Origin of the sequence: Massilia rhizosphaerae (assembly GCF_016093545.1) — a bacterium.
Lineage (GTDB): Bacteria > Pseudomonadota > Gammaproteobacteria > Burkholderiales > Burkholderiaceae_D > Telluria > Telluria rhizosphaerae.
Genome location: NZ_JADKYX010000006.1, coordinates 197668 through 223760 on the forward strand (window position 1 = coordinate 197668; position 26093 = coordinate 223760).

24 protein-coding genes are annotated in these 26093 nt (G+C 65.9%); 2 read left to right on the forward strand and 22 right to left on the reverse strand.

Going from position 1 to position 26093, the window contains the following annotated elements; genetic code table 11:
• From ISF28_RS11825 to ISF28_RS11905, 17 genes are all read right to left on the reverse strand, one after another.
• Positions 1-1854 carry a type III effector protein gene (locus tag ISF28_RS11825; protein WP_198117381.1) on the reverse strand — a complete coding sequence of 618 codons (1854 nt, stop codon included), beginning with the start codon at positions 1852-1854 and terminating at the stop codon, positions 1-3.
• A 15-nt stretch (positions 1855-1869) separates the two neighbouring features.
• The gene (locus ISF28_RS11830; RefSeq protein ID WP_198117382.1) at positions 1870-2334 is read right to left on the reverse strand and encodes a lytic transglycosylase domain-containing protein; all 465 of its coding nucleotides are present in this window, start codon (positions 2332-2334) and stop codon (positions 1870-1872) included.
• Positions 2331-3602: a shufflon system plasmid conjugative transfer pilus tip adhesin PilV gene (pilV, locus tag ISF28_RS11835; protein ID WP_198117474.1), complete on the reverse strand. Its 1272-nt coding sequence runs from the start codon at positions 3600-3602 to the stop codon at positions 2331-2333. The genes ISF28_RS11830 and pilV overlap by 4 nt, the downstream gene beginning before the upstream one ends.
• 10 nt (positions 3603-3612) lie before the next feature.
• Positions 3613-4104 carry a type IV pilus biogenesis protein PilM gene (pilM, locus tag ISF28_RS11840; protein ID WP_198117383.1) on the reverse strand — a complete coding sequence of 164 codons (492 nt, stop codon included), beginning with the start codon at positions 4102-4104 and terminating at the stop codon, positions 3613-3615.
• 9 nt (positions 4105-4113) lie between these two features.
• The gene (locus tag ISF28_RS11845; RefSeq protein WP_229519026.1) at positions 4114-4662 is read right to left on the reverse strand and encodes a type 4 pilus major pilin; all 549 of its coding nucleotides are present in this window, start codon (positions 4660-4662) and stop codon (positions 4114-4116) included.
• Between the two features lie 22 nt (positions 4663-4684).
• Positions 4685-5761, reverse strand: coding sequence for a type II secretion system F family protein (locus ISF28_RS11850; protein WP_198117385.1), 1077 nt, complete (start codon positions 5759-5761; stop codon positions 4685-4687).
• On the reverse strand, positions 5751-7358 hold the full coding sequence (locus tag ISF28_RS11855; RefSeq protein ID WP_198117386.1) for a GspE/PulE family protein: 1608 nt from the start codon (positions 7356-7358) through the stop codon (positions 5751-5753). Before ISF28_RS11855 ends, ISF28_RS11850 begins: the two co-directional genes overlap by 11 nt.
• Complete coding sequence (gene pilP, locus ISF28_RS11860; RefSeq protein WP_198117387.1) at positions 7355-7846, reverse strand: type IV pilus biogenesis protein PilP; 492 nt, start codon at positions 7844-7846, stop codon at positions 7355-7357. The genes ISF28_RS11855 and pilP overlap by 4 nt, the downstream gene beginning before the upstream one ends.
• Positions 7836-9107, reverse strand: a complete 1272-nt coding sequence (pilO2, locus tag ISF28_RS11865) for a type 4b pilus protein PilO2 (RefSeq protein ID WP_198117388.1) — start codon at positions 9105-9107, stop codon at positions 7836-7838. The genes pilP and pilO2 overlap by 11 nt, the downstream gene beginning before the upstream one ends.
• A gap of 19 nt (positions 9108-9126) precedes the next feature.
• Entirely contained in the window at positions 9127-10827 is a 1701-nt protein-coding gene (gene pilN, locus ISF28_RS11870) for a PilN family type IVB pilus formation outer membrane protein (RefSeq protein ID WP_198117475.1), read from the reverse strand.
• Complete coding sequence (gene sctC / locus ISF28_RS11875; RefSeq protein ID WP_198117389.1) at positions 10827-12722, reverse strand: type III secretion system outer membrane ring subunit SctC; 1896 nt, start codon at positions 12720-12722, stop codon at positions 10827-10829. The genes pilN and sctC overlap by 1 nt, the downstream gene beginning before the upstream one ends.
• Before the next feature lie 465 nt (positions 12723-13187).
• On the reverse strand, positions 13188-14165 hold the full coding sequence (locus ISF28_RS11880; RefSeq protein ID WP_229519037.1) for a type I phosphomannose isomerase catalytic subunit: 978 nt from the start codon (positions 14163-14165) through the stop codon (positions 13188-13190).
• Positions 14166-14330: 165 nt separating this feature from the next.
• Entirely contained in the window at positions 14331-15884 is a 1554-nt protein-coding gene (locus ISF28_RS30465) for a methyl-accepting chemotaxis protein (RefSeq protein WP_198117391.1), read from the reverse strand.
• A gap of 34 nt (positions 15885-15918) precedes the next feature.
• Positions 15919-16962: an ABC transporter ATP-binding protein gene (locus tag ISF28_RS11890; protein WP_198117392.1), complete on the reverse strand. Its 1044-nt coding sequence runs from the start codon at positions 16960-16962 to the stop codon at positions 15919-15921.
• A gap of 22 nt (positions 16963-16984) precedes the next feature.
• Positions 16985-19216, reverse strand: a complete 2232-nt coding sequence (locus ISF28_RS11895) for an ABC transporter permease (protein ID WP_198117393.1) — start codon at positions 19214-19216, stop codon at positions 16985-16987.
• 84 nt (positions 19217-19300) lie between these two features.
• Positions 19301-20323 carry an ABC transporter substrate-binding protein gene (locus tag ISF28_RS11900; RefSeq protein ID WP_198117394.1) on the reverse strand — a complete coding sequence of 341 codons (1023 nt, stop codon included), beginning with the start codon at positions 20321-20323 and terminating at the stop codon, positions 19301-19303.
• A gap of 37 nt (positions 20324-20360) precedes the next feature.
• The gene (locus ISF28_RS11905) at positions 20361-21548 is read right to left on the reverse strand and encodes a porin (protein WP_198117395.1); all 1188 of its coding nucleotides are present in this window, start codon (positions 21546-21548) and stop codon (positions 20361-20363) included.
• A gap of 345 nt (positions 21549-21893) precedes the next feature.
• Between ISF28_RS11905 and ISF28_RS11910 the strand changes: the two genes are divergently transcribed.
• Complete coding sequence (locus ISF28_RS11910) at positions 21894-22574, forward strand: response regulator transcription factor (RefSeq protein ID WP_198117396.1); 681 nt, start codon at positions 21894-21896, stop codon at positions 22572-22574.
• Positions 22571-23992 (forward strand): sensor histidine kinase, encoded by a 1422-nt coding sequence (locus tag ISF28_RS11915; protein ID WP_198117397.1) that lies wholly within the window; start codon positions 22571-22573, stop codon positions 23990-23992. The genes ISF28_RS11910 and ISF28_RS11915 overlap by 4 nt, the downstream gene beginning before the upstream one ends.
• Here the strand turns inward: ISF28_RS11915 and ISF28_RS11920 are convergent.
• The 5 genes from ISF28_RS11920 to ISF28_RS11940 all read right to left on the reverse strand — a co-directional run bounded on the left by ISF28_RS11920 (position 23989) and on the right by ISF28_RS11940 (position 25988).
• Positions 23989-24396, reverse strand: coding sequence for a hypothetical protein (locus ISF28_RS11920; RefSeq protein WP_229519028.1), 408 nt, complete (start codon positions 24394-24396; stop codon positions 23989-23991). The genes ISF28_RS11915 and ISF28_RS11920 overlap by 4 nt on opposite strands.
• A 44-nt stretch (positions 24397-24440) precedes the next feature.
• Positions 24441-24638: a hypothetical protein gene (locus ISF28_RS11925; protein WP_198117398.1), complete on the reverse strand. Its 198-nt coding sequence runs from the start codon at positions 24636-24638 to the stop codon at positions 24441-24443.
• Positions 24639-24924: 286 nt separating this feature from the next.
• A complete protein-coding gene (locus ISF28_RS11930) occupies positions 24925-25137 on the reverse strand; it encodes a hypothetical protein (RefSeq protein WP_198117399.1) in 213 nt (70 codons plus the stop codon).
• Positions 25138-25383: 246 nt separating this feature from the next.
• Entirely contained in the window at positions 25384-25704 is a 321-nt protein-coding gene (locus ISF28_RS11935; protein WP_198117400.1) for a type II toxin-antitoxin system RelE/ParE family toxin, read from the reverse strand.
• 8 nt (positions 25705-25712) lie between these two features.
• Entirely contained in the window at positions 25713-25988 is a 276-nt protein-coding gene (locus ISF28_RS11940) for a type II toxin-antitoxin system Phd/YefM family antitoxin (protein ID WP_198117401.1), read from the reverse strand.
• Between the last annotated feature and the right edge of the window lie 105 nt (positions 25989-26093).

Sequence of the window (26093 nt, forward strand, 5' to 3'; positions counted from 1 at the left end):
TCAGCGCCGCAGCCCCGTCAGGCCGGTGAAACGGTTGATGGCCATTTTGTACAGGCCCTCGTCGGCGTGGTAGCCCATGCCCGGGGGGCCGGACGTGCGCGGCGGGCGCAGTTCGGTCCGGTCGTTGGGCAGGCGCTTGACGCGGTCGTAGGCGCTCAGGCCCAGCTTGAGCCGCACCAGGCCCGGCGACTTGAAGCCCACTCCTTTCATGCGTCCCATCAGGCTCTTGCGCGGACGCTCCGCATAGTCGAGCGTGATGGCGATGCCGCGCGGCTTCGCATAATCGTAGCCGAGCTTGCCATCCTTCACCGCGTGATGCGCCTGGGCCTCGTTCGGCAGTTGCGGATCGAACAGGATCAGCGGCGCCGGCTCGTACAGTTCCACACGGCTCTCGAGCGCGGCGGCGAACAGTTGCGCGCTCGCGCCGCCCATCGATCCGCCGGCGATGTAGTCGAATTTTACGTTGCGTCCCTTGGCATAGGCGTCTTCGACCGCTTTCGCGACCAGCACCGCCGCCTCGTGGTTCGCCTTGAACACCTTCCCCACCGACCGGCCGATGCTGCTGAAGGCCTGCTTGACGTCGCGCATGTTCTGCGTGCCGCCGAACATCACGCGAACCTCGAGCCGCTGGTTGCCATGCTCGTCACGCCCGACATGCTCGTCCCACATCATGTGCGCGACGTGGGCGGCACGCACCAGCTTTTCCCGCTCGTCCGCGGGCAACAGGCCGAACAGGTGCGACGTGCGTATCGTCGCCTCCACGTCATGCTTCACGGTCAATTCGACACTCGCGGGCCGCTCGGTCATCGGCATGTGCCGGGCGAGATGATCCGTGAACACGTCGGCGCTGCCGCCCTGCGTGCGATGGCTCGCCACATATTCGATCTGGTACTCCCGCTCGTCGGTCCGGAGGATCGGGGACAGTGCCTCGGCGAAGCGCTCAGCCACCCGTTGCACGGCCTGGTATGCCGCCGAGTCCGGCTGGGTCGCGAGTGGCTCGCCTTCCTGGTCAACCTGGTTTGCGAGATGCACCTGCAGCAGGTTCACCGTCTTCCCGTCGCGGCCGGTGACCTCGCGCTCGCTGACGAAACAATTGGCCGCGTTTGCAGCATCGACCAGGGAGGCCCGCACATCGGGGGGGATACCCCGTCCAAATTGCGTGCGGTCGATCGTCGTGCCGTCCGGCATGGGCGGTCCGTTTTCCAGCGGCGCGCGCAGCAGGCGGCCCGCGGCACGCAACTGCACGCCCCGCTCCCGGCCGGGCGGGGCCGCGGGTCCCATGCCGAGCGCTTCGGTGATCTGCGAGACCTGCTGCTCGTCCAGACGGTGGATCGATGTCAGCACGTCCGCCATGCAATCGATCTTCGGCCCCGACGCCAGCTTGCCGTAGGCCTTCGGACGCTCCGCCGGCGCCGCCTCCGCACGCGACGGCGCCGGCGGCGTATCGGCACGCAAGGACATCGTGTCGTCTTCGTCCTTCATCTGCAAAATTTGCGCCAGCGTCACCTTCGGCGCCGCCGAGCCGTCGTCGGGATCCTCGCGCAGCAGTCGCGCCAGTGTGACCCGCTCCGATGCCGGTGCCGGTGCCGGTGCGGGTGCGGGTGCGGGTGCTGGTGCCGGTGCCGGTGCGGGTGCCTGTGCCTGCGCGTGTCGGGCGCTGAACTGTTCGAGCCGCTGCAGCGGTGCGCGTGCCTCCGTCGCCTGCGCCCGCATCCCCATGCGCCTGCCCAGCACCTGCAAGGCGGAGCCGAGCGTGCGCCTGGCGGGACGGCTGGCCGCCGCCGGGGCGTGGGATGCGGTATCGGCAACCTGGCGGTCGCCCAGCGGCGCCGTCGTTGATGAACTCGTTTTCATGACAACTTCCTTTGATCAGGGCCGAGCCTCGAGGGCCGCGCGCGGCAGGTTGCGATAGACCTTTTGCGCGTAGGCGACGCGCAGATTGGGCTTGCCGGCGTTGTAGGCGCCGACGGCAGTCCATGAATTGCCCAGTTGCTGCATTTTTCCCGACAATATCCACGCCCCGACCTGGATGTTCGTGCAGGCATCCATCAGCTCGGCCTCGCCGATGCCATACTTGCGCAGGGTCGGCAGCCAGCTGCTGTTGATTTGCATGAGCCCGATGTCGTACGAACCGTTCTTGTTGTTGCGGTTGATCGCGGCGGGATTGAGGTTCGATTCCGTCTTGGCGATGGCATACAGCAGGTACGGGTTCACGCCGTAGCGCGCGCCGGCGTCCTCCCAGCACGCGTGTGCCTGGCCGCAGGCGAACACGCACGCGAGCACGGCCGCCGATCGTGGAATGCGCCGCCGGCGCGGTGTGGATGTGCCTCTCATGGGGTCAACGTTCCATTCGGATATTTAAAGACGTTATCCGGGTACTCGCATTGCAGCAGGTAACCGTTGGGATCTTTCTTGAACGAACCGAGGTTGTAGATGATTTTTCCATTCGCATCGGTGTAATTGCAGGGCGTACCCGCCGTGACGGCTTCGTTGACATACAGGGTCGGACCCTCCACCCACCTCCTGCCGAACATCCAGTTGCCGACGACCGCGCCATTGGTCGAGGAGATATCCTGATCCGCCGTGATCGTGCCGGCGGTGACGATGCCGGTGGTCGCGTCGACCTGGTCCGCGGACACCGTCCCGGGCACCTTCAGGTTGCCGTTCTCGTCGACGGCCAGCGGCTTCCAGGCGCTGCCGTCGTAGGTGAAGCCGCGGTTCAACGCGGTGACCATCCGCACGTCGCCGGTCATGTTCCCCGTGGTGGGCAGGTCGGTGAAATTGGCCACCGGCGCCTTCCACGTCGACGCCGCCTGCCACAGGCCGTCGGTGCCGCACGTCACCAGCGTCCGTGTCGCGCTGTCGATCGCGATCGCCGCCGCACTGCCGCATGCCGTTCCCGGCGTCACGATCGCGGCCCCGGTGAATCCAAGCGCCGTGCTCATCTGGTTCAACTGCGGCCGTCCGGGTACGGTGTCGCGGTAGAGGAAATCGGTCGACAACTGGCCCGGCCCGTCGTAGAACAGGCTCGACACGAGGTGGCCGCCATCGTGGGCGGCGGTGCCATCCAGGACCGTCGTGCCGGCGCAGGCCACGCCCCGGTACGCCGTGGTGACGAGTTCCCAGGAGGCGCCGCGCGCCGTGCCGGGCAGGGAGGTGCTGATGTAGCCGCCCCCCTGGCCCGCCATCATGGCCACCGAAGGGATGGAACGGTCGGGTATCGCGGTGCCGCCGTAGCCGGCCACCAGCGCGTCGAGCTTGCCGGCGGCGCCCTGGCTGACCAGCACGCACGTCGATTGACGGTACGGGTTGGTCGCCGCGAAGCCGGAAGACAGGAAGCCGGCCGTCTGCAATTGCGCGACGGTGACGGCCGTCACGACGCCCCCGCCCGTGCCGGTGACCAGGTCGCTGTAATTCGCCGCGATATACTTCGCGGCGGCCGCCACCACCTGCGCCTGCTGCAGCGCGGCCTGTTGTTCCTCCAACTCTTCCATCGAGTCGTCGATCATCCTGGCAAGGCCGATCAGGAGCACCGACGCGATGGCGAGCGCCGCCAGGACTTCGACCAGGGTCATGCCGCGCTGCCGCCGCATCGTGTTCATCGTTGCCTCCTCAATCGCAGGATGCCAGCCATACCGGCGCGCCATCCGGGATGACGGCGCCGCCCAGCGGCGGAAGTGCGACGCGGGTTCCGTCCACGGGCGAAAACAGGGTATTGTCGGCCGCCCGGTAAATGCCGACGTTGAGTGAGTTGCGCGACAGCGTCAGCAGTTCCGCGACGATCGACGGCGCGCCCGCCGCGGCGGGGAAAATATAGATCTGCCCCGCGCTGTCGCGGTAATTCGTCCAGACCGACGTGGAGCCGGCCGACAGCCTGGACCAGGCCGGCAGCACGCCGGCCAGCTTCAGGTCGGCCAGGCTCACGCTGGTATCGGTGGCGCCGTTCGCCCGGAAGTAGTCCACGACCGCCTGCCGGTAGATGCCCATGGTCTCGGCATCCTCGCTGGCCTGCTGCCTGGCCACGGCCTCGCGCCGGTGTTCGGCCGGCCATCCGTACCAGCCGCCCAGCGTGAGCGCGAAGACCACGATCAGGACAGCCCACATTCCTCAGGCTCAGTCCGCCGTGAATACAACCGTATTCGCCGCCGCGTTGCACAGGGCCGCGGCGCCGGCCGCAGGGGCGGGAAACGCATTGATCACATTGCCGCCTTGGCCGTCGGCAATCGAGGTCCAGCCCGTTGCGCCGCTGACGACGTTCATGCACACGTCCTGCGGCACCTTGGTGTAGGTGATGGTAAACGTGCCCGCGTTCGTCGACGCCGGGGTCACGGTGCCGCCCCACGTATTGTTGATCGTCTTGCCGTCGGCGGCGACCGTCAGCGTGCCGGGGATGGCCTTGGCGGTGATCAGGTTGGCCAGCATGGCGGTATCGTTATAGGACTGGCCCGCATACATCTTGCGCACGTTGGTGCGCAGGCCCGTGATCTCTTCCGTGGTCTGGTTCGACCGGGCGCTGCCGAAGGCGTTCTGCAGCAGCGATACGGCGGCGAGCACCACCAACGCGGCGACGCCCAGGTAGGCGATGGCTTCCAGGAGCGACGCGCCGCGCTGGCGATGCAGGCGGGCGAGGCGGGTGCGGCGTTGAGACAAGGTAGCATTCATGTCAAATTTCCTCATGGTGTATTTAATGGACTGCGCGTGTCATCGTTGCAATTTCGTGCTGGATGCCGAAAAATCCCGTCACCAGCCAACCGATCACGGCCGCCATCACGAGCATGGCGACGCCGTTCAGAATCTTCATTTGATTGGAAATCTGCTCGATCCCCTCTTCCCGCCATTCGTCGGCCATGACCTTCAGCGCCTCGCCGAATCCGCGGAACTCGGCGTACACGCAGAGGTCGTCGATCACTTCGTCCGACGGGAAACCGTAGCCGGCGTTGCGCAGGGCTTCGCCGCAATTGAGGCCGGAGCGCACCCCCAGCAACGCGCCATCGATGCGCTCGCGCAGCCAGGGATCGGCCATGTCGGACAGGCGGCTGAGCGACTTCTCGACCGTGACGCCGGCCGTCTGCAAGGCCGAGAACGCCAGGAGAAAGCCGCTGCCGACAACCAGCCGGTAGATCGAGAACGGCGCGAAGCGGTCCGCGAACACGCGCAGGTTGCCGCGCCAGCGCGGCAGTGCCGCGACGATGCCGCCCGCGACGAGCAGCAGCCCGCCGACGATGGCGAGCATCCAGTGCTGGACCACCTCGGACATGAGGTACAGGGACCGGGCCGGACCATGCCACGTCGTGGGATCGGTGATGCGGGTGAACTCGGGGATCACCCGGGTGCCGAACAGGTAGACGTAGCCGAGGATCAGCGCCAGGATCGCGCATGGGTAGACCAAGCCGCCGACGATGACGGCCCGGACGCGCTGCTGCGCCCGCACCACGTCGACGACGGCCAGCAGCGCGGCCTCCACGTTGCCGGACTGTTCGCCGGCGAGCAGAATCATGCGCTCGGGCCTGGGCGCCCAGCCTTCCAGGCTTTCCGACAGCATCCTGCCGTTCTGCACCTGCCGGCGGCAATCGTCGAGCACGACCGCCAGCGGTTCCTGCGGCTTGCGGCCATCGTGCGATGCGCGTTCGCGCAGGACTTCCAGGATGCGCAGCAACGGCAGGCCGTTGGTGAGCATCTTGGCGATCTTGCGATACAGGCGCACGCGCGCCGACGCCGAGAACTGGGTCTTCGCCCAGGCGCGGGTGATGTCAAGCCGCATGGATCGCCTCGCGCCAGTAAGTCGATGCCGCGAGCGCAGGCACGATCGTGAGGTGGCCGACCACATTTTCCGCCATGCGCGGATCGAGCTGCCCGGCCGCGATCTTGTCGATCGCATGGCCCAGCATCAGGCGTCCGTCCAGGTGCTCGATCCAGTAGCGGACCGCCGCACACTTGTCGCCCGCCCGGATGAATTTGAAAAACTGGTCGTCCGGCACGATGACTTCCGCCAGCACCGACCGCCCCACCGTGCCCTGCATGGCGCAATGCGCGCAGCCGTCGCCGGTCACGCGCACCCGCGGCAACGCGCCACCGACCGCCTGCTTGACGCGGGCAAGCATCGCCGGCGGCAGCACGTCCGGCGTGTCGACCAGCGGCCGGCTGCAATGCGGGCACAGCACCTTGACGAGACGCTGGCTGATCAGGCTGGTGATGATCGTGTGGTCCGCCACCAGGCTCATCGGCAGGCCGAGATCGACCAGCCGGTCGACGATCGCCAGCGCGCTGTTGGCGTGCACCGTCGTCCACACCTGGTGGCCCGTCATCGACGCGCGCAACGCGTTCTGCGCCGACGCGGCATCGCGAATCTCGCCGATCATGATCACGTCGGGATCGAGCCGCATCGCATTCGAGATCGCCGCCGAGAACTGGCGCGAGCGGTCCGCTTCCGTGCAGGCATTGGTCACGGCCGTCTGCACCGCGCCCTCGATCGGGTATTCCACGGGGTCTTCGACGGTCAGCACGTGCAGTTTGCCGCCCGCCTCGATGATCTCGCCGGTCAGGATACGCTGCAGGGTCGTCGATTTCCCCGACCCGGTGGGACCGCTGATGATGTTCATGCCGATCGGCTGTTCCTTGATCTGCTGGAGCAGGGTCGCGTGGGTATCGCTGAAGCCGAGCGGGCGCAGGTCGACGTTGTCGCCGGCGTCGTTGTACAGCAGGCGCAGCACCATGACCGCGCCTTCGCTGGTGGGCGCGGTGGCGATGCGCACGCCGTACAGCCCGGGCGGCAGCTTGTCGCGGTCGGAAATCGCCGCGTCCTGGCGCTCCATGGGCTTGTACGAGTTGTCCGACACGGAGGTCATCGCGCCGTACAGCGTCGCCAGCAGGCGCTCGCCGTATTCGCGCGTCTGGACGCCTTTCGGCACCAGGTCGTTATGAATGCGGAACCAGGTTTCGGTGCAATCCTTGCGGACGCGGATATGGATGTCGGACGCGCGCGCCTGGCACGCCCGTGTGAGCAGGTCCTTGGCCGTCACCTGCATGAGCGAGTGTTCGCGCTGGGGTTGCGCGCCCCCGCCGCCGCCCTGGTAGGCCCGGGCGATGACCTCGATCCGGGCGAACGTCACCTGGAACGACTGGCGCATCTTTTCCAGGCGCGCGATATACGACAGCACGTGGCGGTTCAGGCTCTGCCCCTCGGCGACGAGCAGGCGGCCATCGCTCAACAGGCAGAGCAGCTTGCGCTCCTCGGCGCTGGCCTCGAATGCGCCCGCGCTGCTCAGGACGGTAGCCACGCCGACGTCGCAGGCGCCGCCATGCTGGTCGGCGCGCACGGTGGCGCGCTGCAGCGGACGGTCCGACGCGAGCAAGTTCATCGCGCTGCCCCGGCGGGCATGCCCGGCGGCGGGCCCGGGACCGCGGCCGCCAGCGGCAGGACCGGACCGGATTGCGCCCGCGCCAGGCGGACGCGTTGCCGGCCCTTCCTGACGATGACGTTGCCCGGCGCGATCGACACCACCTGCATCCCTTTCGGCAGCATGTCGCCGGGCTGCACCTCGATGACGGTGCCGTCGCCCAGTTGCAAGGTCGCGAAGACCGCGCGCCCGATGCCCTCCACGCTGCGCACCTGGGGATCGCTCGCGACGGGCGCATGCGTCATCGCGGCGGTGGCCGCCTGGATCGTGGCGATCTGGTTCTGCTTCATGAGGATGCTGCCCTGGACGTCGAGCTGGCGTTCGCGCGCCTTCAGGAGCAGCGTCTCGCCTTCGATCCGGCTCAGCTTTTCAGCCGTGGGATCGGCGTACGCGGGCGCGCAGCCCAGCAGGGACACCAGCACCGCGCACCAGAGAGACTTATTTGACATACATGACTCCTTCGATTGACCAGTGACCGGCCCGGCTGGCGATCCGGTCGATACGCACGCCGGGGCGGTCGAGCAGTTCGGCCACCGCCGTCGGCAACAGCCCCTGGCTGTCGCAACTGAACGAATACGCCTGCCAGGGCGGCGTGGATGCCTGCGACGCCTGCGACGCCTTCGACGCCGGCGGACGGCTGGCGATCCTGAATCCGATGCCGATGTGTTGCATATCGGAGATGATTGGTTCCATCAATTCCTTGCGGTCGAGCAGCGCCTCGGGCTGCTGCCGTTCGAGCCGGAGCGGCACGACCAGGGTGGCCTTCTCGCCGTTCAGGTCGAACACGGCGTCCGGCACCTCGGCGCGCAGCAGGGCCAGCGTGGAACCGTGGCGCGACCACGCATAACTGATCGCGTCGGCACTGCAGACATACTCGTCGAGCATCCACCCGCCGGCGGCAAGATGGCCCAGCCCGTCGACGCAGGCCTTGGCCAGGCTCATCGGCTTGGGCTTGCCGCCCCAAGGCGACGGTTGCGCGGACGGCGCCAGGTGCCGCAGCAACGCCTGGCGCTCGGCGATGCGCGCGGCTTCGGCCAGCTGCTCGGCCTGCTCGCGCCGGACGCGCTGCACATGGACCCAGCCCCCGGCGAGCGCCAGGGCGAGGACGGCGGCCGCGAGCGCCGGCCAGTGGTTGCGCCGGGTGTGCACGGGCTGCAGGCCCCACCAGCGGTGCGCGTGGATCCGCCCGTTCTTGCGGTGCGGGATGAAGCTCTCGAGGGTGCGCGCCTCGAAATTGTGGAAACCGTAGTCGGCTAGCTCCGCGTCGCCGATGACGACGTTCCAGCCGCCCAGGCCATAGTCGCCGTGCAGGCGCTCCATGACTTCTTCGCGGGTGCCGGCGAAATCGCCGTTCGGCAGGAAGTTCGCGTCGCGCGACGCGAAGTACGCCCACATGCCGTCCGGCAGCTTGAGCGCGGCGAGCCAGTTATGGACGCGCTGCTTTTCGCCGTTGTAGAACGCGCCCTCGATCGCCAGGGTCTTCGAGATGATCGCGCCCAGCGAGAACATGCCGCGGCGCGCCCCCTCCGCGCTCTGGCCGAAACCGGCCTGCGCGGTCGACTGGTCGGTGCGCAGCACGAACAGGTCGGAGTCGATCTTCGCGCCCAGTTCGCGCGCTTCCCGGGCCAGTTCGCGCGGCCGCGACAACGACTGCCAGAACAGGCCGCACACGAAGCGGTGCTTTTCGATCTGGATGATATGGATGGCCATGATGCCGGCTCGCTTCGCGTCAAGGCCCGACCGTGGTAGGCGTGATCAGGATGACGATGGATTCCTTGGCGCTGGCCGCCTTCACGCCGCCGCCGAGCGCGACGTTGCGCGCGCTGCCCACGCCCTGGCGGTCGAGGTTGTCATCCGTCTGCTCGAACCCGCTGATGATCAGCGTCTCGTTCGACTTCATCGCCACGCGCTGCAGGAAATTGCGGGTATCGATCTCCGGCGTCTCGATCTTGCTGGCGCCGCTCTGCACTTCGCGGATGGCGTTCAGGGCGGAGATGTCGGTCGAGAACTGCAGGAGCACGGTGCCGTTGGCCAGCACGTGCGGCAGGATGCTCATGTTGAACCCCGACGTGACCGTGCCCGGCATCAGCGTCGTGGTGGTGCCGACCTGGGGCACCACCGTCGTCTGCGACGACTGCAGGTAGGAGGTCTGCTTGGCCACCTGCAGCGGCACGACCTGGTTGTTCAAGGTGATCACCGACGCCGTCGTCTGGCGCCGCACCTTGCCCTGCTTCGACAGGGCGTCGATGATGGCCGTGCTGCCCGCGAAGCGCGAATCGCCCACGATGCCGGCGGAGAAGAGGGTCGCATCCAGCCCGACCGGCACCGCGCTGGTCAGCCCGTACTTCTGGCGCAGGGTCGAGTACACGAGGTTCCAGTTGATGCCGTAGTCTTCGCTGTCGTTCAGGCTGACCGACAGCACGGTCACATTGATGACCACCTGGCGCTCGAGCGTCTTGTTCTCGTTGTCGATGTACGCTGCCACGCGGTCGAGCGTATCGGGCGTGTCGACCACCGTGATCGACCCGGTGGCGGGCGAAATGACCACCTTGCCATAGCTCGACAACATGGCCTTGATCACGCTTTCGATGCTGCCGTAGACCGACAGCTTGGAGGCCACCGCCGTGTTCTGGGTGTTGTTGGCGGTCACGCCATTCGTCGCTCCACCGCCGCCGCCCGTCCCCGTGGCGCCGCCGCCGCCGCCGCCCCCGGAACCGGGGTTCGACGTGGCGCCGCTGGTGACGCTGGCGTTGAACGTCGAATCGCCCGGCAGCGTGTTGATCTGGAAGGTGCGCGATTCCGTATGGAAGAACCGGATCGCACCGTCCGCGTATTTCCAGGACACGCCAAAGCGCGCCGCCGCCGTGTCGAGCAGGCCGCGCAGGTTGCCGTTCGCGTAGTAGATGCGGACGTCGGCGCCGCGCGCGAACCGCCCGCCCGCAACGGCACGGGCGTCGCCCGCGCCGCCCGGCGGCGGCGGTACGGCCGAGCGGGACGGCAAATGCGCCGGCAACGGCGCCGGCAAAGGCGAGCCGGCGCCGGCGGGCCCCGACGCGCCGCCGCGCATGATCTCGGCCACCTCGAGGGCGTCGGGCGTCACCTTCACCGGCAGGCCGGTGCGCACGCCGATCCGTTCCGCCAGCTCCGCCAGCGAAGCGACCGTCTCGTCGAACACCGCGCTCTCGTAGAAGATTTTCGGTAACGCGGGCTGGCCCAGCTTGACGACATCCTTGCCCAGCCAGATGCCGGATTCGTGACGCACCGGCGACTGCGCCTTCGCCACGATACCGTTCGCGACGTGGCCGGTGTCCCTGACCAGCGTGGCCATCTGGCCGCCGGTCTCGTCGATCTTCTTGTCCAGCGTTGCCGACATGCCGCCGCACCCCGACAGCAGGAGCAAGGGCAACACGGCACGCAAGCGCCTGGTCATCATGGTTCGGTTCCTTTCGCAACGATCCGCAGCACCTTATTGCCGTCGTAGAAAATGGCCTTCATCGGTATCTCCGCCCCGTCCATGCTCTTCGCCACCATGCCGACGGCGTCGGCGAAGGAGCCATGCAGTTCGGTGCGCACCGCGACGGCGTAATCGACCGGCAGTTCCCACATCAGTTGCCAGCCGGCGCTGGCCGCCCACCTTTGCAGTGTCCCGTTCAGGGTCTTGTCGGCCGGCAGCACCGTCCAGGTCGGCTCGGGTGCGGCCACGGGCGCGACCGGCGCCGTACGGACCGGCACGACTGCGGCCGCGACCGGTGCGGACACCGGCACCGCCGGGGCGGGCGCGGCGGCGGCGGCGGCGGCGGCGGCGGCGGCGGCCGTCGCGACGGTGGCGGACGCCGGCGCGGGCGCGGGCGCCGGCGCCGGCGGCAAGGCCGGCACGGGCGCCGGCGGCGACGGTGGCACAGGCGGCTGTTGCTGCGCTTGCGCCGGCACGCCGCCGCCGACCAGGTGCGGCGTGATCAGGTACAGGCGCTCGCGATGCGCTACCGGCGCGTCCTTGTGGCCGAACAGGTTGCCCAGCAATGGCACGACGCCGGACGCGGACGCCTGGCCGCGCTCGCTGGACACCGCCTCCGACTCATAGCCGCCGATCATCAGCATCTGCTGCAGGCCGACGATCGCGAGCGCACTGATGGTCGAACGGGTGACGCGCGCGTCGGCGCCACTGCCCAGGTTGCCATCCTCGACGTCGACGTCCAGCCGCACCCGGGTGCCGCCGTCTTCCACGAGGCGCGGAACGACCCGCAGCAGCGTCCCGGCGCTCACCTCGGCCACGTCGGCGACCCGCTCGCCGACCAGCGGGATGTACCGGGACTGGCGCAGGTCGAGCACGGCGGCCACGTTGTTCAGCGTCAGCGCGCCCGGCGTGGCCAGGATCCGCGCATCGCCGCTGGCTTCCAGGGCTTTCAGCCTGGCGACCAGGCCGGCGGCGTCGTTCACCAGCAATGTTGCCCCGGGCGCCGCCGGCGCCGCCCCGCCAACCAGCCCGGGCAGCTTGTTCCGGTCGACGTCGACGATCAGCGCCTCGATTTCGACCTGGCGCGGCAGGATGTCGAGCTGGTCGATGAGTGCCTGGTACATGGCGCGCTTGCCGGCCGAGTCGCGGATGATGATGGCGTTCAGCGACGGGTCGGCATCGATGCGCGGACGGCCGGCGTCGCCCGCGCCCTGCCCGCTCAGCAGGTTCGACAGGAGCGTCTTCATGCCCGGAATCGTCTCGGACTTGCCGCGGGCCGTGATCACGCGGTCGGTCGCGCCGGCGTACTTCAGGCGGAACACCATCGGCTCCATATCGTTCACGGCTTCCCTGGGCCGGGCGGGCACCAGGAGCTCGCGCGCCAGGCGGACGTACTCGCGCGGCCCGCTGACGACGACGGCCCCTTCCTTCGGCAGCTCCATCCAGCCGAAGCGGCTGTCGTACAGGCCCACGCCGGCCAGGACGCCCTTGGCATCCCGCACGCCGTCCGCGCCAAGCTCGAGGCGCATCGACACATTGTCTTCACGCGGGACGATATGCAGCGTGCCGCCGTACACGAACCAGCGGAAGCGATAAGCCTGCGCCAACCGGTCCAGCAGGTCGCCGCCACCGCTGGAACGCAACGTCTCTTTTTTCACGGCCCGATCCGGCACGTCGAACGCGACCTCCACGTCGTGCTCCGCGGCGAACCGCTCCAGCACCTGGTGCAGTTGCATGCCGGTGGTATCGAGCGTGAAGCTCCGGTCCTTCCAGGCGTCCGGGACCGCGGCAAAGGCAACCGGTCCCCAGAACGACGTCGCCAGCGCGGCTGCCGCCACCCACGCTAGCCTGCCGTGTCGCAAAGTTTTCATGCATCCCTCCTCGATGGCTTCCGACGCGCCGTTCGCCGCGGCGGGATCGTCCTGAGCACGGGACGGGCAATGTTAGCGCACAACATTATTGTGATCCATACCATTTTATACCATCCAGATACCGTCTCGAACCACTCCCTGCAATCCCATCGCACGGCATTCGATGTGCTTCTCACTCGATCGAAACCGGCACGTAATTCGCCGTAAACCGTTTCGCCCAATAACCAAGTATCAGTCATGCTTGAAACGAGAAATGTTCGACGAGGAAACAATTTAATTTCAGGCGTAGTCTACCCCGAACAGAAAAAAAATCACAAGATGTTTTGATATAACGCAGTGCTTTTCCGGGAATGACGCATCGAAAACACGACACCAATATTATTCAGCTAACAAATTCATCATGCGGAAAGGCGGCAGGAATGAAGAGAGTCGCGCATGACCCAAACCGAGGGGAACCGGGGGCGCTCAGGCCACGTAGCATTCCAGGATCTTGAACCCGGATATCGTTTCCAGAACGACGGACTGAATTGCCGCGGGCACCAGGACGCAGTCGCCCAGACGCACGTCGAGACATCCCTGGCCATAATCGATCGTATAGGACCCGTGCACGCAAACGTGGATGACGAACGAATCGAACGGATAATTGCGCATGACCGTTTCGGAACAGGCCAATACATTGGCCGTGAAATGTTCGCAATGCACAAGGCGGGCCGGCGCATTAAGGATTTTCTTATAACGAATTCTGCAATCCTGATGAAAACCGAAGTCCAGCGCGGCGATGGCATCGTCCGTGTCGAGTAGGCGCCGGCTTCCGTCCGCGTCGACACGGTCATAGTCGTGGATCCTGTAGGTCACGTCCGACGCCTGCTGGATCTCGGCAATCAGGATGCCTTTCCCTATGGCGTGGACCCGGCCGGCGGGAAGAAAGAACACGTCGCCCGCCGCGACGGCCTGCCGAGTCAGGATGTCGTGGACCCGGCCGGTTGCGAATCGTTCCCGACACTGGGCCGCGTCGACCGGTTGACTAAAACCGGCAATCAGCGTCGCGCCGGGATCGGCCTGGATCACATACCACATTTCCGTTTTTCCGGGCGAATCGTGTTTTGCGCCGGCCAGCGCATCGTCGGGATGTACCTGGATCGATAAATCGTCTTCCGCGTCGATGAATTTGACGAGCAGCGGAAAATGATTACCGAAGCGCGTGTATAGGGATTTCCCGATAAGGATTTCCTGATAGACCCTAAGTAAATCCGACAGCGCAGTCCCGGCCAGTGGGCCGTTTTTCACCACCGAGTCGTCCAATGGTAATCCGCTGACTTCCCAGGACTCGCCACAACGGCGCTGTGGCGAGAAGTCCTTGCCGAGATGACTGAATAACTTGCGCCCACCCCATATTTTATACTTATATTTGCCGTGAAATATCAGAGGATATAAATTCGTCATCTCTTGCAAGATAAAGTTGACACATTTTTTTGTCGACAGGCAAATATGTACACGAACACTTTCGTCGTCTTTTCGACTTGCGGTAGATAATGCGGGGCCGGTTCTTTATTCTGTATCGGAATCGCCGGCCGCGTTGACTTTCGGTCGTCGACGGTCACCCGGAGGCTACGTCGCGCTCGCGCCGGTGATATGGAAGCGGGCCACCGCCGCCGCCAGCCGGGCCGATTGTTTGCGCAAACTTTCCGCGGCCGCCGCCGCCTCACCGACGAGCGCAGCGTTCTGCTGGGTCATCCCGTTCACGCGGCCGATCGCGACGCCGATACCGCCGATGCTCGCGCCCTGCTCGGCGCTGGCCGCGGAAATCAGGCTGACCAGTTCGGCGACGCGCCCCACCGCCTTGACGATCCGGTCCATGGTCGCGGCGGCCTCGCCGACCAGCGCATGGCCGGCATGGACCTGGGCCACCGAGCCGCGGATCAGCGCATCGATCTGCCGCGCCGCCGCGGCCGAACGCTGCGCCAGTTCCCGCACCTCCTGCGCCACGACGGCGAAACCGCGCCCGGCCTCGCCCGCGCGCGCCGCCTCGACCGCCGCGTTGAGGGCCAGGATATTGGTCTGGAAGGCGATCGAATCGATCACCGTGGTGATGTCGGCGATCTTGTCCGAGCTCGACTTGATCGCCCCCATCGTGTCCGACACGCGCGCGGCCACCTCGCTCCCGCGCATCGCGCAGGCGTACGCGGCCGTACTCAATTCCTGTGCGTGCCGCGCATTCTCGGCGTTGCCGCCGACGGTGTCCTCCAGGCGCGCCATGGCGGCGGTGGTCTGGCGGAGCGTGCCGGTCTGCTGTTCGGTGCGCGTCGACAGGTTCAGGTTGCCCTCGGCAATCTGGCGCGACGCCACGAGCACGTGTTCGCTGCCCTCGGTGATCTGCGCGATCGCCGCGAACAGGTTTTGTTGCATGAGCTTCAGGGCCCGCATCAACTGGCCGGCCTCGTCGTTGCCCCCCGTGTCGATCGCGACGTTGAGATCGCCGCCGGCGATGGTGTCGGCGATGCGCGCCGCGCGCCGCAGCGGCGTGGTGATCGACCGCGTGATGTACACCGCGCACAGGGCGCCGAGGAACAGCATCGCCAGGCCGGCGCCGAGCATGCGGACCCGCGCCGTCCGGTAGCGCGTGCGCGAGCGGTCGCGGGTGCGCGCCATGGCGTCCTGCTCGGCGCCGGCCAGCGTGTCGAGCGCGCGGATCCAGCCGTCGTACAGGGGCGCGAAATCGGTTTTCAACATCACGGCGGCATCGAACAGGTTGCCGGCGGCGACGGTGGACTGGATCGTCCCCACGACCGGCATCAGGGCCTCCTTGCGCCGGCGCACTTCGGCCAGCGCGCCCGCATCGACCGCGGCATGCTGCAGCGCCCGCTCGGCCGCGTCGTAGTCGCCCAACAGGCGCACCAGCGCGGCGCCCGCGTCGCGGCCTTCTTTCCCATCCGTGGGCGCGGCGATCCGGCGCATGTCCAGCGCGATCTCCGCGCCCACGTGCCGCATCCGCAGTGCGCTGTTCAGGGTGACCAGGCGGCGGCCGACGATTTGCTCGGTGTCGCTCTGCAATGCCCCCATATAGCCGAGCCCGACGCCGAGCAAGGCGCTTGCACACAACAGGACGAGGCCGAAACCCAGCGCCAGCCTCGCGCCGATGTGAAGATTGACGATTGCGCGCACGAAACCTCTCCCGGTGCCGGCGGAGGTCAGCGGCTCAGGACGCGCGCAGCACCGACACGCCGCGTTGGTGCATGCCGAGGCTGACGAATTCGGCCACGGTGCGCGACCGGTCGACGTGCGGGCAGACGACGAACAGTTCGCCGATTTCGGTGTCCAGCGTGTACTCGTAGAAGCCGCCCAGATAGGTGGCCTTGCGCACCCGCGCCGACAGCCGGTACTGGCCGGGGTCGCCCACCATCCACGCCTCGGGCCGCACCGCCACCAGCGCCCGTCCGGTGGGAACGGCAGCCGGCGCGCGCCAGGAGAGCGGGCCCAGCTGCACTTCGCCGCCATGGGTCACGTTGGCCGGCAACAGCAGGGCTTCGCCCATGAAGCCGGCCACGAATTCGCTGTTGGGACGTTCGTACAAATCCGATGGCGAGCCGGCCTGCGCGATCAGGCCGTCACGCATGACGATGATCTGGTCCGACACCGCCAGCGCTTCGCTCTGGTCGTGCGTGACGTAGGCGACGGTCAGTTGCAGGCGCTGCTGCAGCGCGCGGATTTCGTCGCGCATCTGGCGCCGCAGGCGCGCGTCCAGGTTGGACAGCGGTTCGTCGAACAGCAGCACGGCCGGCTCCAGCACGAGGGCGCGCGCCAGCGCCACCCGCTGCTGCTGGCCGCCGGACAGCTCGCCCGGCCAGCGCGCGCCGAAGCCTTTCAACCCCACCGTGTCGAGCGCGGCGTCGACGCGCTCCTTCGTACTCTCGCGGTTCACGCCGGCCACCGTCAGGCCGTAGGCGACGTTGTTGAAGATGTTCATGTGCGGAAACAGCGCGTAGCTCTGGAAGACCAGGCTGACATTGCGCTCCGCCGCCGACAGCGTGGTCACGTCGACGCCGTCGATCAGGATCTGGCCGCTGGTCGGGCTTTCCAGTCCGGCGATCATGCGCAGGGTCGTGGTCTTGCCGCAGCCCGAGGGCCCGAGCAACGTCGTCAGGGTGCCCTTGGGCACCGTGAAGTTGATGCCTTTGACCGCCAGGGGCCCGTTCTTGGTGTAGGCCTTGGTGATGTTCTTGAATTCGATTCCGGGCTTCATGATGGCTCCTCGTTTTTGTTCGTTATGAGATCACCGGCGCTGCCTGCGCCGTCTCTTGCTGCTGTTCCTGCAGCTGCTTGCGGCGTCCCAGCGAGCGCTCCCCGACCAGCCATTGGATGAGGCCGGTTGCAGCGAGCATCAGGAGCGTCAGCACCGTGCAATAGGCCAGCGCGATGCCGTACTCGCCGTTGCCGACCCGGCCGATGATGAAGGTGGTCGCCAGCTCGTTTTCGGCGCTCACCAGGAAGATCACCGACGACACGGTCGTCATTGCGCGGACGAAGGAATACACCAGCGAGGCCACCAGCGCCGGACGCAGCAGCGGAAGGACGGCGCGGCGCAGGGTCGTCAGCGTGGAAGCGCCCAGCATGCTCGATGCCTCGTCGAGGCTCTTGTCGATCTGCTTGAACGCAGCGGTGCCGGCACGGATGCTGACCGGCAGGTTACGGAACACGAAGCAGACCATGATGATCAGGCCGGTGCCGGACAGTTCGAACGGCGGCACGTTGAACGCCGTGACATAGGCCACGCCCAACACGGTGCCCGGCACTGCGAAGGCGAGCAACGCGCCGAACTCGAACACGTTTTGTCCGCGGAACTTGACGCGGGCCAGCAGGTAGGCGATGAGCAGACCCATCAAGGCCGTCAGTGGCGCCGCGGCGCCGGCCAGACGCACGGTCGTCAACAGCGAATGCCATGCCGAGCCGGCCATCACGATGCCGCCATTCCACTCCAGCCCGAACGCGGTGTGGAAGTGCTCGAACGTCAGGCTGTAGTCGCGGCCCCACAGCTTGACGAAACCACCGGCGAACGCGAACAAATAGATGATGGCGGTGAATCCGAGCCACGGCATGCCCACGCCCATGGCGAAGCGCCGTACCGGCGCCGGCAGCGGCGGCGGAATCCCATTGTCGCCCTTGCCCGACATGCTGGTATAGCTGGCCTTGCCGAGCGCCACACGTTGGAGTGTGAACACCGTGAGCGCGAAGGCGCTGAGAATCACGGCCAGCGAGGCGGCGCGCCCCGGATCGATCTGCGCGCCGACGATGGCAAAGAAGATTTCGGTCGAGAGAACGGCGAACTGGCCGCCGACGACGATCGGATTGCCGAAATCGCTCATCGACTCGATGAAGCCGACCAGGAAGGCGTTGGCCAACCCGGGGGCGAGCAGCGGCAGTGTGATGGAAATGAATGCGTACATCGGCTTGGCGCGCAGGGTTTGCGCCGCCTCTTCGAGCGTGGGGGCGATGGCTTGCGTGACGCTGCGCATCATCAGATAAGAGATCGGCGTGAAAGCGATCATCTGGGCCAGCCACACGCCTTTGGCGCTGTAGAACCAGCGCGATGGTTCGAGCCCGAACAGCAGCTCCAGCGCCTGGTTGACCAGGCCGGCGCGGCCGAACAGCAGGATCAGCCCCAGCCCCACCACGAATGGCGGCGTCACGATGGGCAACATCGACATCACGCGCACGAGCAGTTTGGCGCGCACCAGCGAGCGCTCGGTCAGCAGGGCCAACAAGGTACCCAGGACCGTGGTGCCGGTGGCGGTCGCCAATGCCAGGCCCAGCGTGTTCCACGCCACGCCACAGCTTTGGTCGCCGGTGACGCAGCGCAGGCTCCAGACGCGCGAACTGGACAGACGTGCCCAGGCGTCGGCCGCGCTGAACTGCCCCATATCGTCGAGCAAGGCGTTGCTCAACGATTTGAGGACGGGTTCGGCGATGAACAGGATCAGCGCGGCGGCGCATACGATGACCGCTGCGGAAACGAATTCGTTACCCTGGAAATAGCCGAGGCGGGCGAGTCCGATCCCCAGCAACATCAGCAAGGACACCAGCATCAGCGCCGCGCCCCAGCCGAATCCGAACTGGCCGACGGGGAGCGCCATCGGCCCCAGCTGCAGCGAGGGCCACACCCAACCCTGCACGCCGATCGCGTAGCCGGCGCCCAGCATCCCGGTCAGGCCCACGCCGGCGCTGCCCAGCAAGATCAAGCCCTGGCCGCGCCGCGCGCAGAGGAACAGGCCGCCCAACGCGACCAGCGGCGCGATCAAGGGCAGGAACAGCCACGGACGCTGGAACTCAGCGGCCTGCAGCCAGGCGTTGGCCGATGCCTCGTCGTGGAAAATCGTGCCGAAGTCGCGCAGCCAGCTAAAATCGTCCTGCACGCCGTACCAGGGTAGTAGCGCGGAAGCCGCGATGGCGAGCATGGCCCAGCATCCCGGGACACCGCCAAACCAGTTTTTCTGTTTCATGATTGTCTTCCAGTCCCAGGCCTGAGCCTGATAGTGCACTCGGCGCGGTGCCTGCGCGGCACCGCGCCATCGGGGTGGCCCGTCTTAATTTCCGTTGACTTCTTTTTCCCACCGTTCGAGCAGGCGCTTGCGCTCGGCCGCCTGGCCGTACTTCTTGAAGTCGTACTTGATCAACTTGATGTGGGCCACGTCCGGAACGCGGGGGTCGACCTTCGCGAGCCTGTTCGACGGGAGCTGGAACTGATGCGCCGCCGCGCCCAGTTCCTGCGCCTGCGCGGTCAGCGCCCAGTCGTAGAAGCGCTTGGCATTGGTCAGGTTGCGCGCGCCCTTGACGATCGACATCGACCCGATTTCATAGCCGGTCCCTTCGCACGGGGTGACGCTTTTCACCGGGTAGCCCTGGAGGACTTCGCCCGGAACATCGTGCACGAAGCTGATCGAAATCGTGTTTTCGCCGAGGGACACGTTCTTCAACGGCCCCGTGCCGGACCGCGGGTAGTCGCTGATGTTCTTATTCAATTTCTTCAGATACTCAAACGCCTTGTCTTCGCCCGTGATCTGGACGAGCGTGGCGATCGCCACGTAAGCGGTGCCTGAAGAGTTCGGATTGGCCATCTGGATTTCGCCCTTGTACCGGGGCTGGATCAGGTCCATCCAGCACATCGGAACCGGCAGCTTTTTCTTCGCCATCAACTCGGTGTTGTAAGCGAAGCCGAGGGGGCCGGAATACAGGCCGACGGTCTTGTAATTCGCTTGCTTGGCCTGCTCCACCGCCCAGTCGCGCAACAGATTGATGTTCGGCGACTGGTAGGGAAGGGTCAGGCCCCGGTCGGCTGCCTGCAGGTGCGGGTCGCCCGTGCCGCCGAACCAGATGTCGGTTTTCGGATTGGCGCTTTCGGCGGCGATCTGCGCCAGCGCTTCGCCGGCGCCCTTCTGCACCATGTTGACCTTGATGCCGGTGGCACGCGAGAACGTGGTCTGCACCAGGTTGCACCATTCGACCTGCACCCCGCAGATCACGTTCAGGGTGCCGCCGGACGCGCTGGCCGGGCCGGCGGCGAGCGCCAGCAGTGGAGCCCCGATGGCCCCCGCGATGAATCGTTTCATGTTGTCTCCGTTTGAATTAAATACTGTCGGGATTGGCTTAGAAGGCGTAGCGCAGGCCGGCGCCGATGGCGCGCGACTGCCCGCCGGTGGCGACGCCGATGGCGCCCGCGTCGAAGTCGTAGCGGCCGCGCGCCTGGTTCTTGACGATCGCGGCGAAGGTTTCGAACATCATCTGTTTGTTGAACACGTACTGGTACGCGATGACCGCATTGCGGGCGCCCGTGTCGTTGCCGTTGCAGGCGCTGCCGTCGGCATACTCGCAGCGGACGTTGCTGCCCACGCCGAAGCCGCCGTACAGGACATGCTTGCCAAACGCGTGCTTGGCGGAGATGACGGTGCCGTGCTTGGTCAGCAGGCTTTTCGCCGTGCCGGTGGCGTCGGCGTCGGCCAGGCGCATGCGGTCGTGGCCCAGGGCCAGAATGGTGCCGTCCGGCAGGGTGTAGCGCATGCCGAAGCGGAAATCGCGGTCGCGCGTGTTGTGGTCGGCGGTGCCGTTCAGGATGCCCTTGTCATTGCGCTGCTCCCCCGACACGCGCAGCTCGAGCGGACCGTGGACGTACTGCAGGCCGAGGCTGAAGCTGTCGTCGTTCAGGTGCGGACTGTTGGGCGTGCCCTCGGCGCTCTTGCCTTCGTTGGCGCTGTAGTAGGCGCGCGCCGACAGGCCGCCGAAGCTGGCCGATTCGAACGCGACCGCGTTGTCGAAGCGGACGTTGAACTGCGAGCCGTGAGCCGACTGGCCGCTGGTGCCGGTCAGCATACCCTGGATGTCCTGCAGGCCCGCGCCCGCCGGCGAGAAGTCCGCGGTACCGCTGTTCCAGCGTGCCGCCGCCGTCATCCGGCCCAGCTTCAAGGTACCGACGTTGGCAAACGCGATGCCGACGTACACGTCCTTCGCGCTGCCGAACATGCCGGCGTTGGCGCTGGCGTTGGCGTTGTCGACGGAAATACCGGTGGTGTATTTCACCAGGCCGGTCATGCCATTACCCAAGTCCACCGACGCGTGGAAAGACAGTTCGGAGCTGACGTTGCTGACCCGGAAGCGGCCGGGCTTGTCCTGGGCCGGATTCGCGGCATCGACCGCGTCGACGTACTCGAACTGGGCATCGCCGACGCCGGAAATCCCCAATTTCACCGGCCCCGCCGCCACGGCCGATTCGGCGTGCGCCGCCGACATGCACACCATCGAAACAGCCGCGGCGATACCACTGAACATCTTCTTCTTCATTTCATCTCCTGTAGGGGCGCCCTGTTTGCGCCCATCCCTCGTTATGGAAGCCGGCTGTGCGAACCTTCACACTGGCAGGCCCTGTGTCGATGTGTCCGCCGGGGTGGCGTGACGCTCGACTTGGGCGCAGTGTATGGAAGCAAATTTCAAATTGCGATATTGCGGCGCAGCAAAAACACGCCAATCTTGCGGCCGCCTTTCAGCTTCCTTTCAATTGGCTTTCAGTAAGTACGTTTTCTCGGCAACAAAGTTCATTCGCCTTCCTTTTTTTATCGTGCGCAAGTAAATTCGCGGATGTAACAGCAGCGCTCACGGCACTCCAACTATTCAACGACCCGACGATCCATGAAAATCCTGCTTGTGGAAGACGACGCCGACATGTCGAAAGCGCTGGCCCGCGCCCTCGACAAACGCGGTTTCCAGATCACGACCTGCGCCGACGGCGCCAGCGCCTTCCGCCAGATCCGCGAAGAGACGAACGACCTGGTCATCCTCGACCTGAACATTCCCTCCCTCGACGGCCTGCACATCCTCCAGCGCACCCGCGCCATGTCGATCGGCGTGCCGATCATCGTGCTGACCGCGCGGGGTGCCGTGGGCGACCGGGTCGCGGGCCTGAATGCCGGCGCCGACGACTACCTCGCCAAGCCGTTCGACCTGGAAGAGCTGGAGGCGCGCATCCACGCACAACTGCGGCGTAAGGGAAATGGGGAAGAGTCGATGCAGAAATGCGGGAAGCTGCGCTTCGAACGCAGTTCGGGCGCGTTCTACAACGGCGAGGAGCCGCTCGAATTCACGCCCCGCGAGCAGGCCTTGCTGAAGGCGTTGATAGCCCGCCCCGGCCACGCCGTCAATCGCGAACGCCTGCTGCAAGTGGTCTTTCCCGACGACGCCAACGTCCAGGTCGAGGCCATCGAGGTCGTCATCCACCGCCTGCGCAAGAAGCTGATGGCCACCCAGACCGAGATCATGACGCTGCGCGGCGTGGGCTACCTCCTGCGCCCCCAGACCGCGCGGCAGACATGAAGTTCGCGCTGCGCGACCGCTCGCTGCGCCGCTATCTGCTGGCCGGCATCCTGACGCCGATCGCGCTGTTCATCGTCCTCAACGCGTTCCGCCTGTACGAACGCGCGCTCGATTCGGCCAACACCGCCTACGACCGCATGCTGGTGACCAGCGCGTATTCGATCGGCAATGAGATCGCGGTGGAGAACGGTCACCTGCGCAACGAGGTCCCCTTCGCCGCGCTGGAGGTGTACGAAGACGGATTTTCCACCCGCATGATCTACAAGATCAGCGACCGCAACGGCAAGTACATCGCGGGCGACATGGACTTGCCGACCTTCCGGAACAGCGCCAACCGGTGGCCGAAAGTGCCCACCCTGCTGAAGGTCTATGAAAGCATGTATGGCACCGCCCCCGTGCGCGTCGTCGCGCTGGCGCAACCGTCGAAACAGCCGCTTCCGGGAGACGATCTCATCATCCAGATCGCCGAACCGCTGGCGTATCGCCGCGAGGTCGCCAGCGACATCCTGTGGGGCACGGTGCTCGGTCAAACGCTGTTGCTGGCGATCGTGGCCGCGGTGACGATGGCCGTCGTTTCGCTGGCCTTGCGTCCGCTCGACAGCCTGCGCGCGCAGCTCGATGCGCGCCACGAAGACGATTTGTCGGCACTCCACTGCGCGTCCGCGCCGCGCGAACTGCGGCCGGTGGTGGCGGCCTTGAACCAGTTGATGGGACGGCTGCACCGGACCGTCGACCTGCAGCAGCATTTCGTGGCGAACGCATCGCACCAGCTGCGCACGCCGCTCGCCGTGCTGCAGACGCAGCTGCAATCGGGGCTGAGCGGCGACATCGAACCCGAACTGGCGCTGCGCGAAATGCGTTCGACGGTCGAGCGCGCCACCAAGCTGGCCAACCAGCTGCTGTCGCTCGCCAGGATCGAGCAATTGCGGGGCAAGCCCACGCGCGAGCGGTGCGACCTGGCGGACGTGGCGCGCGAAGTGGCGATCGACCTGTCGCCCCTGATTTCGGACAAGAACCTCGATTTCGAGCTGGACGCCAGCAGCGTCTGGGTCGAGGGGCGTCACTGGATGGCCGCCGAGATGGTGTCGAACCTGTTGCACAACGCGATCCGCCACACGCCGGCCGAGTCCCGCCTCGGCATTCGCGTCGTGCCGGTCGACGCGGGCGCCCTGCTGTGCGTCTGGGATTCCGGCCCCGGCATCGCCGACGAGCAGGAACTGCGCGAGTTCGAACCGTTCGCCGCCGCCCACAGTTCGAAAGGCGGCGGCCTGGGACTGGCGATCTGCGCCGAAATCGCCGATTCGATGCACGCCGAGCTCACCCTGTGCAACTGCGGCGCGGCGGGCGCGGTCACCGGACTGGAGGCGCGGGTCCAGTTCGCGCGCCGCCTGGCCGGCCCGGCCGACGAGGCCAGCTAGGCGCGCCGGCGCCGCGCCGTCATCCAGGCGGATGCCAGGTCGGACGTCGCGAGGATCGCATCCATCACGCTGCGCTCGTCCGGCAGCGAGACGATGGGCACCATGCGCAAGGCCACGTAGCGGCCCTCGTCCGCATCCCATAGGAATTCCATGTCCCGCCCGGGCGGTGCGGGGCGTGCGCCTTCGCCGTCGCCGAACTTCGGCAACATGGCCGTGATCACGAGGTAATTCTGGTCCAGCGCATGCAAGGCGGTACGCGTCAGGATGTCGCCGAACTGGAGTTCGAGCACGGGCACGTCGTCGCCGTCATGACCGGTCAGTTGAATCAGCTCGCGCAGCAGCGCGGCGACTTGGGACAGCGAACCGTCGAGCGTGCCCGGGGCATTGCCCGCTTCATTTTGCAAATTTCCCCCCTTCGAGTGTCGCGTCGGCGCATGCCGACGCGCCGTTACATCGTCTCTCCGCCTTTCCTGGGCAGGCCGCGCAGGCGGCCGCAGTCGAGATCGTCTTCCACGCGGCGGGCGGCCGGACCACGCGATGTTACCACCAGCTGCCCGTCGCTCAACGACGCGCACACCGGGTGCCGCTCGGGCTTCCCCAGCGGGTCTTTGGATAAAAAATGTTGGATGAAGAATAGTTTGTCCATGATGTCCAGTCGTTGGGTGCCTGATCGGCCCTGGACATAGGTGCGCGGACAGAGGCCAACGGTTCCATGGCCGCGGCGAAAAGACGGCGCACTTGCGTGCTGGCGGTGGCCGGCGTGCCGTCCGGCCGAATGGTGAAGGAGGTGTGGGGTATGAGATTGGGGCGCCGATAAACGCAAATCGCCGCGAAGATTCGCGGCGATTTGCGTTTTGAACGAAAAACGGTTACCCGTCACAGCCTCGGCCGGCGCTGGGTGAATACAGCGGGCAGCGCGGCAGCACGGACACTTAAACCGCAAGCTTGGCTTTCTGCGCGGCCGTCAGGCGCTTGCCGACGATGTGGATGGTGATGACCGGATTTTCCATGACCGCGGATTTCACGATGGCGGGTTTGGCAGCGACTTCCAGCGGGGCGGCAGGTGCGGCGAAAGCGTTCGCGACGCTCACGGCCACGACAGCTGCTGCGGCAAAGACGAATTCCATGTTCTTAGCGATGTTCATTTGTTTTCTCCCGTTTCGTTGACTGTAAGGACATTATGGGAACGGATGAGATATAAATCCAATTTCATGTTCAAATACATGCCATTCATTTCAACGATATCTCAGCCGTACGCATCGGCCGAGATATCAAGCTCATCAATATCTTTGCTCGAGATCATGAATAAAACAGGTAATAAAAAACCGCCAGGCTCACGCACTGGCGGTTCGATTTGGATGGCCGGTTCGCATACCGGCTTCGATGTGTGCCTAGACGGCCAGAAGCCGGCGGCGCAGCAGCGCCTCGAGATTGCGGCTCGTATGGCAAACGATGTGAACATAAAAAACGTCGCTCGCGCGTTCGACGATGATGCGATGCGGCCCTGCAAGAAGCTCCCGGTATTGATCCAGATGTAGCTCCTCCAATTCCCGCACGTAGACGCCTTTGCTTGGCCACTCCCTGAGCGAGGCGACCTCGTCGCGGATTTGTTCGGTCACCTTTTTGACGAACGCCGCTGACTGATGCATTTTCAGGTACGCGCGAAGTTCGAGAAGATCGTCGCGCGCGGCGTCGGTCCACATGATGTTCATGAAGTCGTTCAGCTTTCCTTGTCTTGCGCTTCGAGTTGGGCAAACAGATCATGATGATCGGTCACTTTGCCTTCTTCGATTTGTTTCTGGCCATGGGCAAGGACGCGCAGCATCACGAGTTGATCGTGCATTTTCTGATAGCTCAAGGGATCCTGGATGACGGCCTGCACCTTGCCGTTCACGGTAATCAGCACGGGTTCACGGGTTTCCTGAACCTGCTTGACCACATCGCTCGTGTTCGTTTTCAGGTAGCTGATGGGTTGGACATTTTCGACAAGGTTCATGGCGCCTCCACGGTCAATGACGGCATCCTAGCATAACGAGCCAAATTCAGCACCAAATTCGGCTCCAGCACTTGAAGCAAAAAAAACCGCCAGGCTCACGCACTG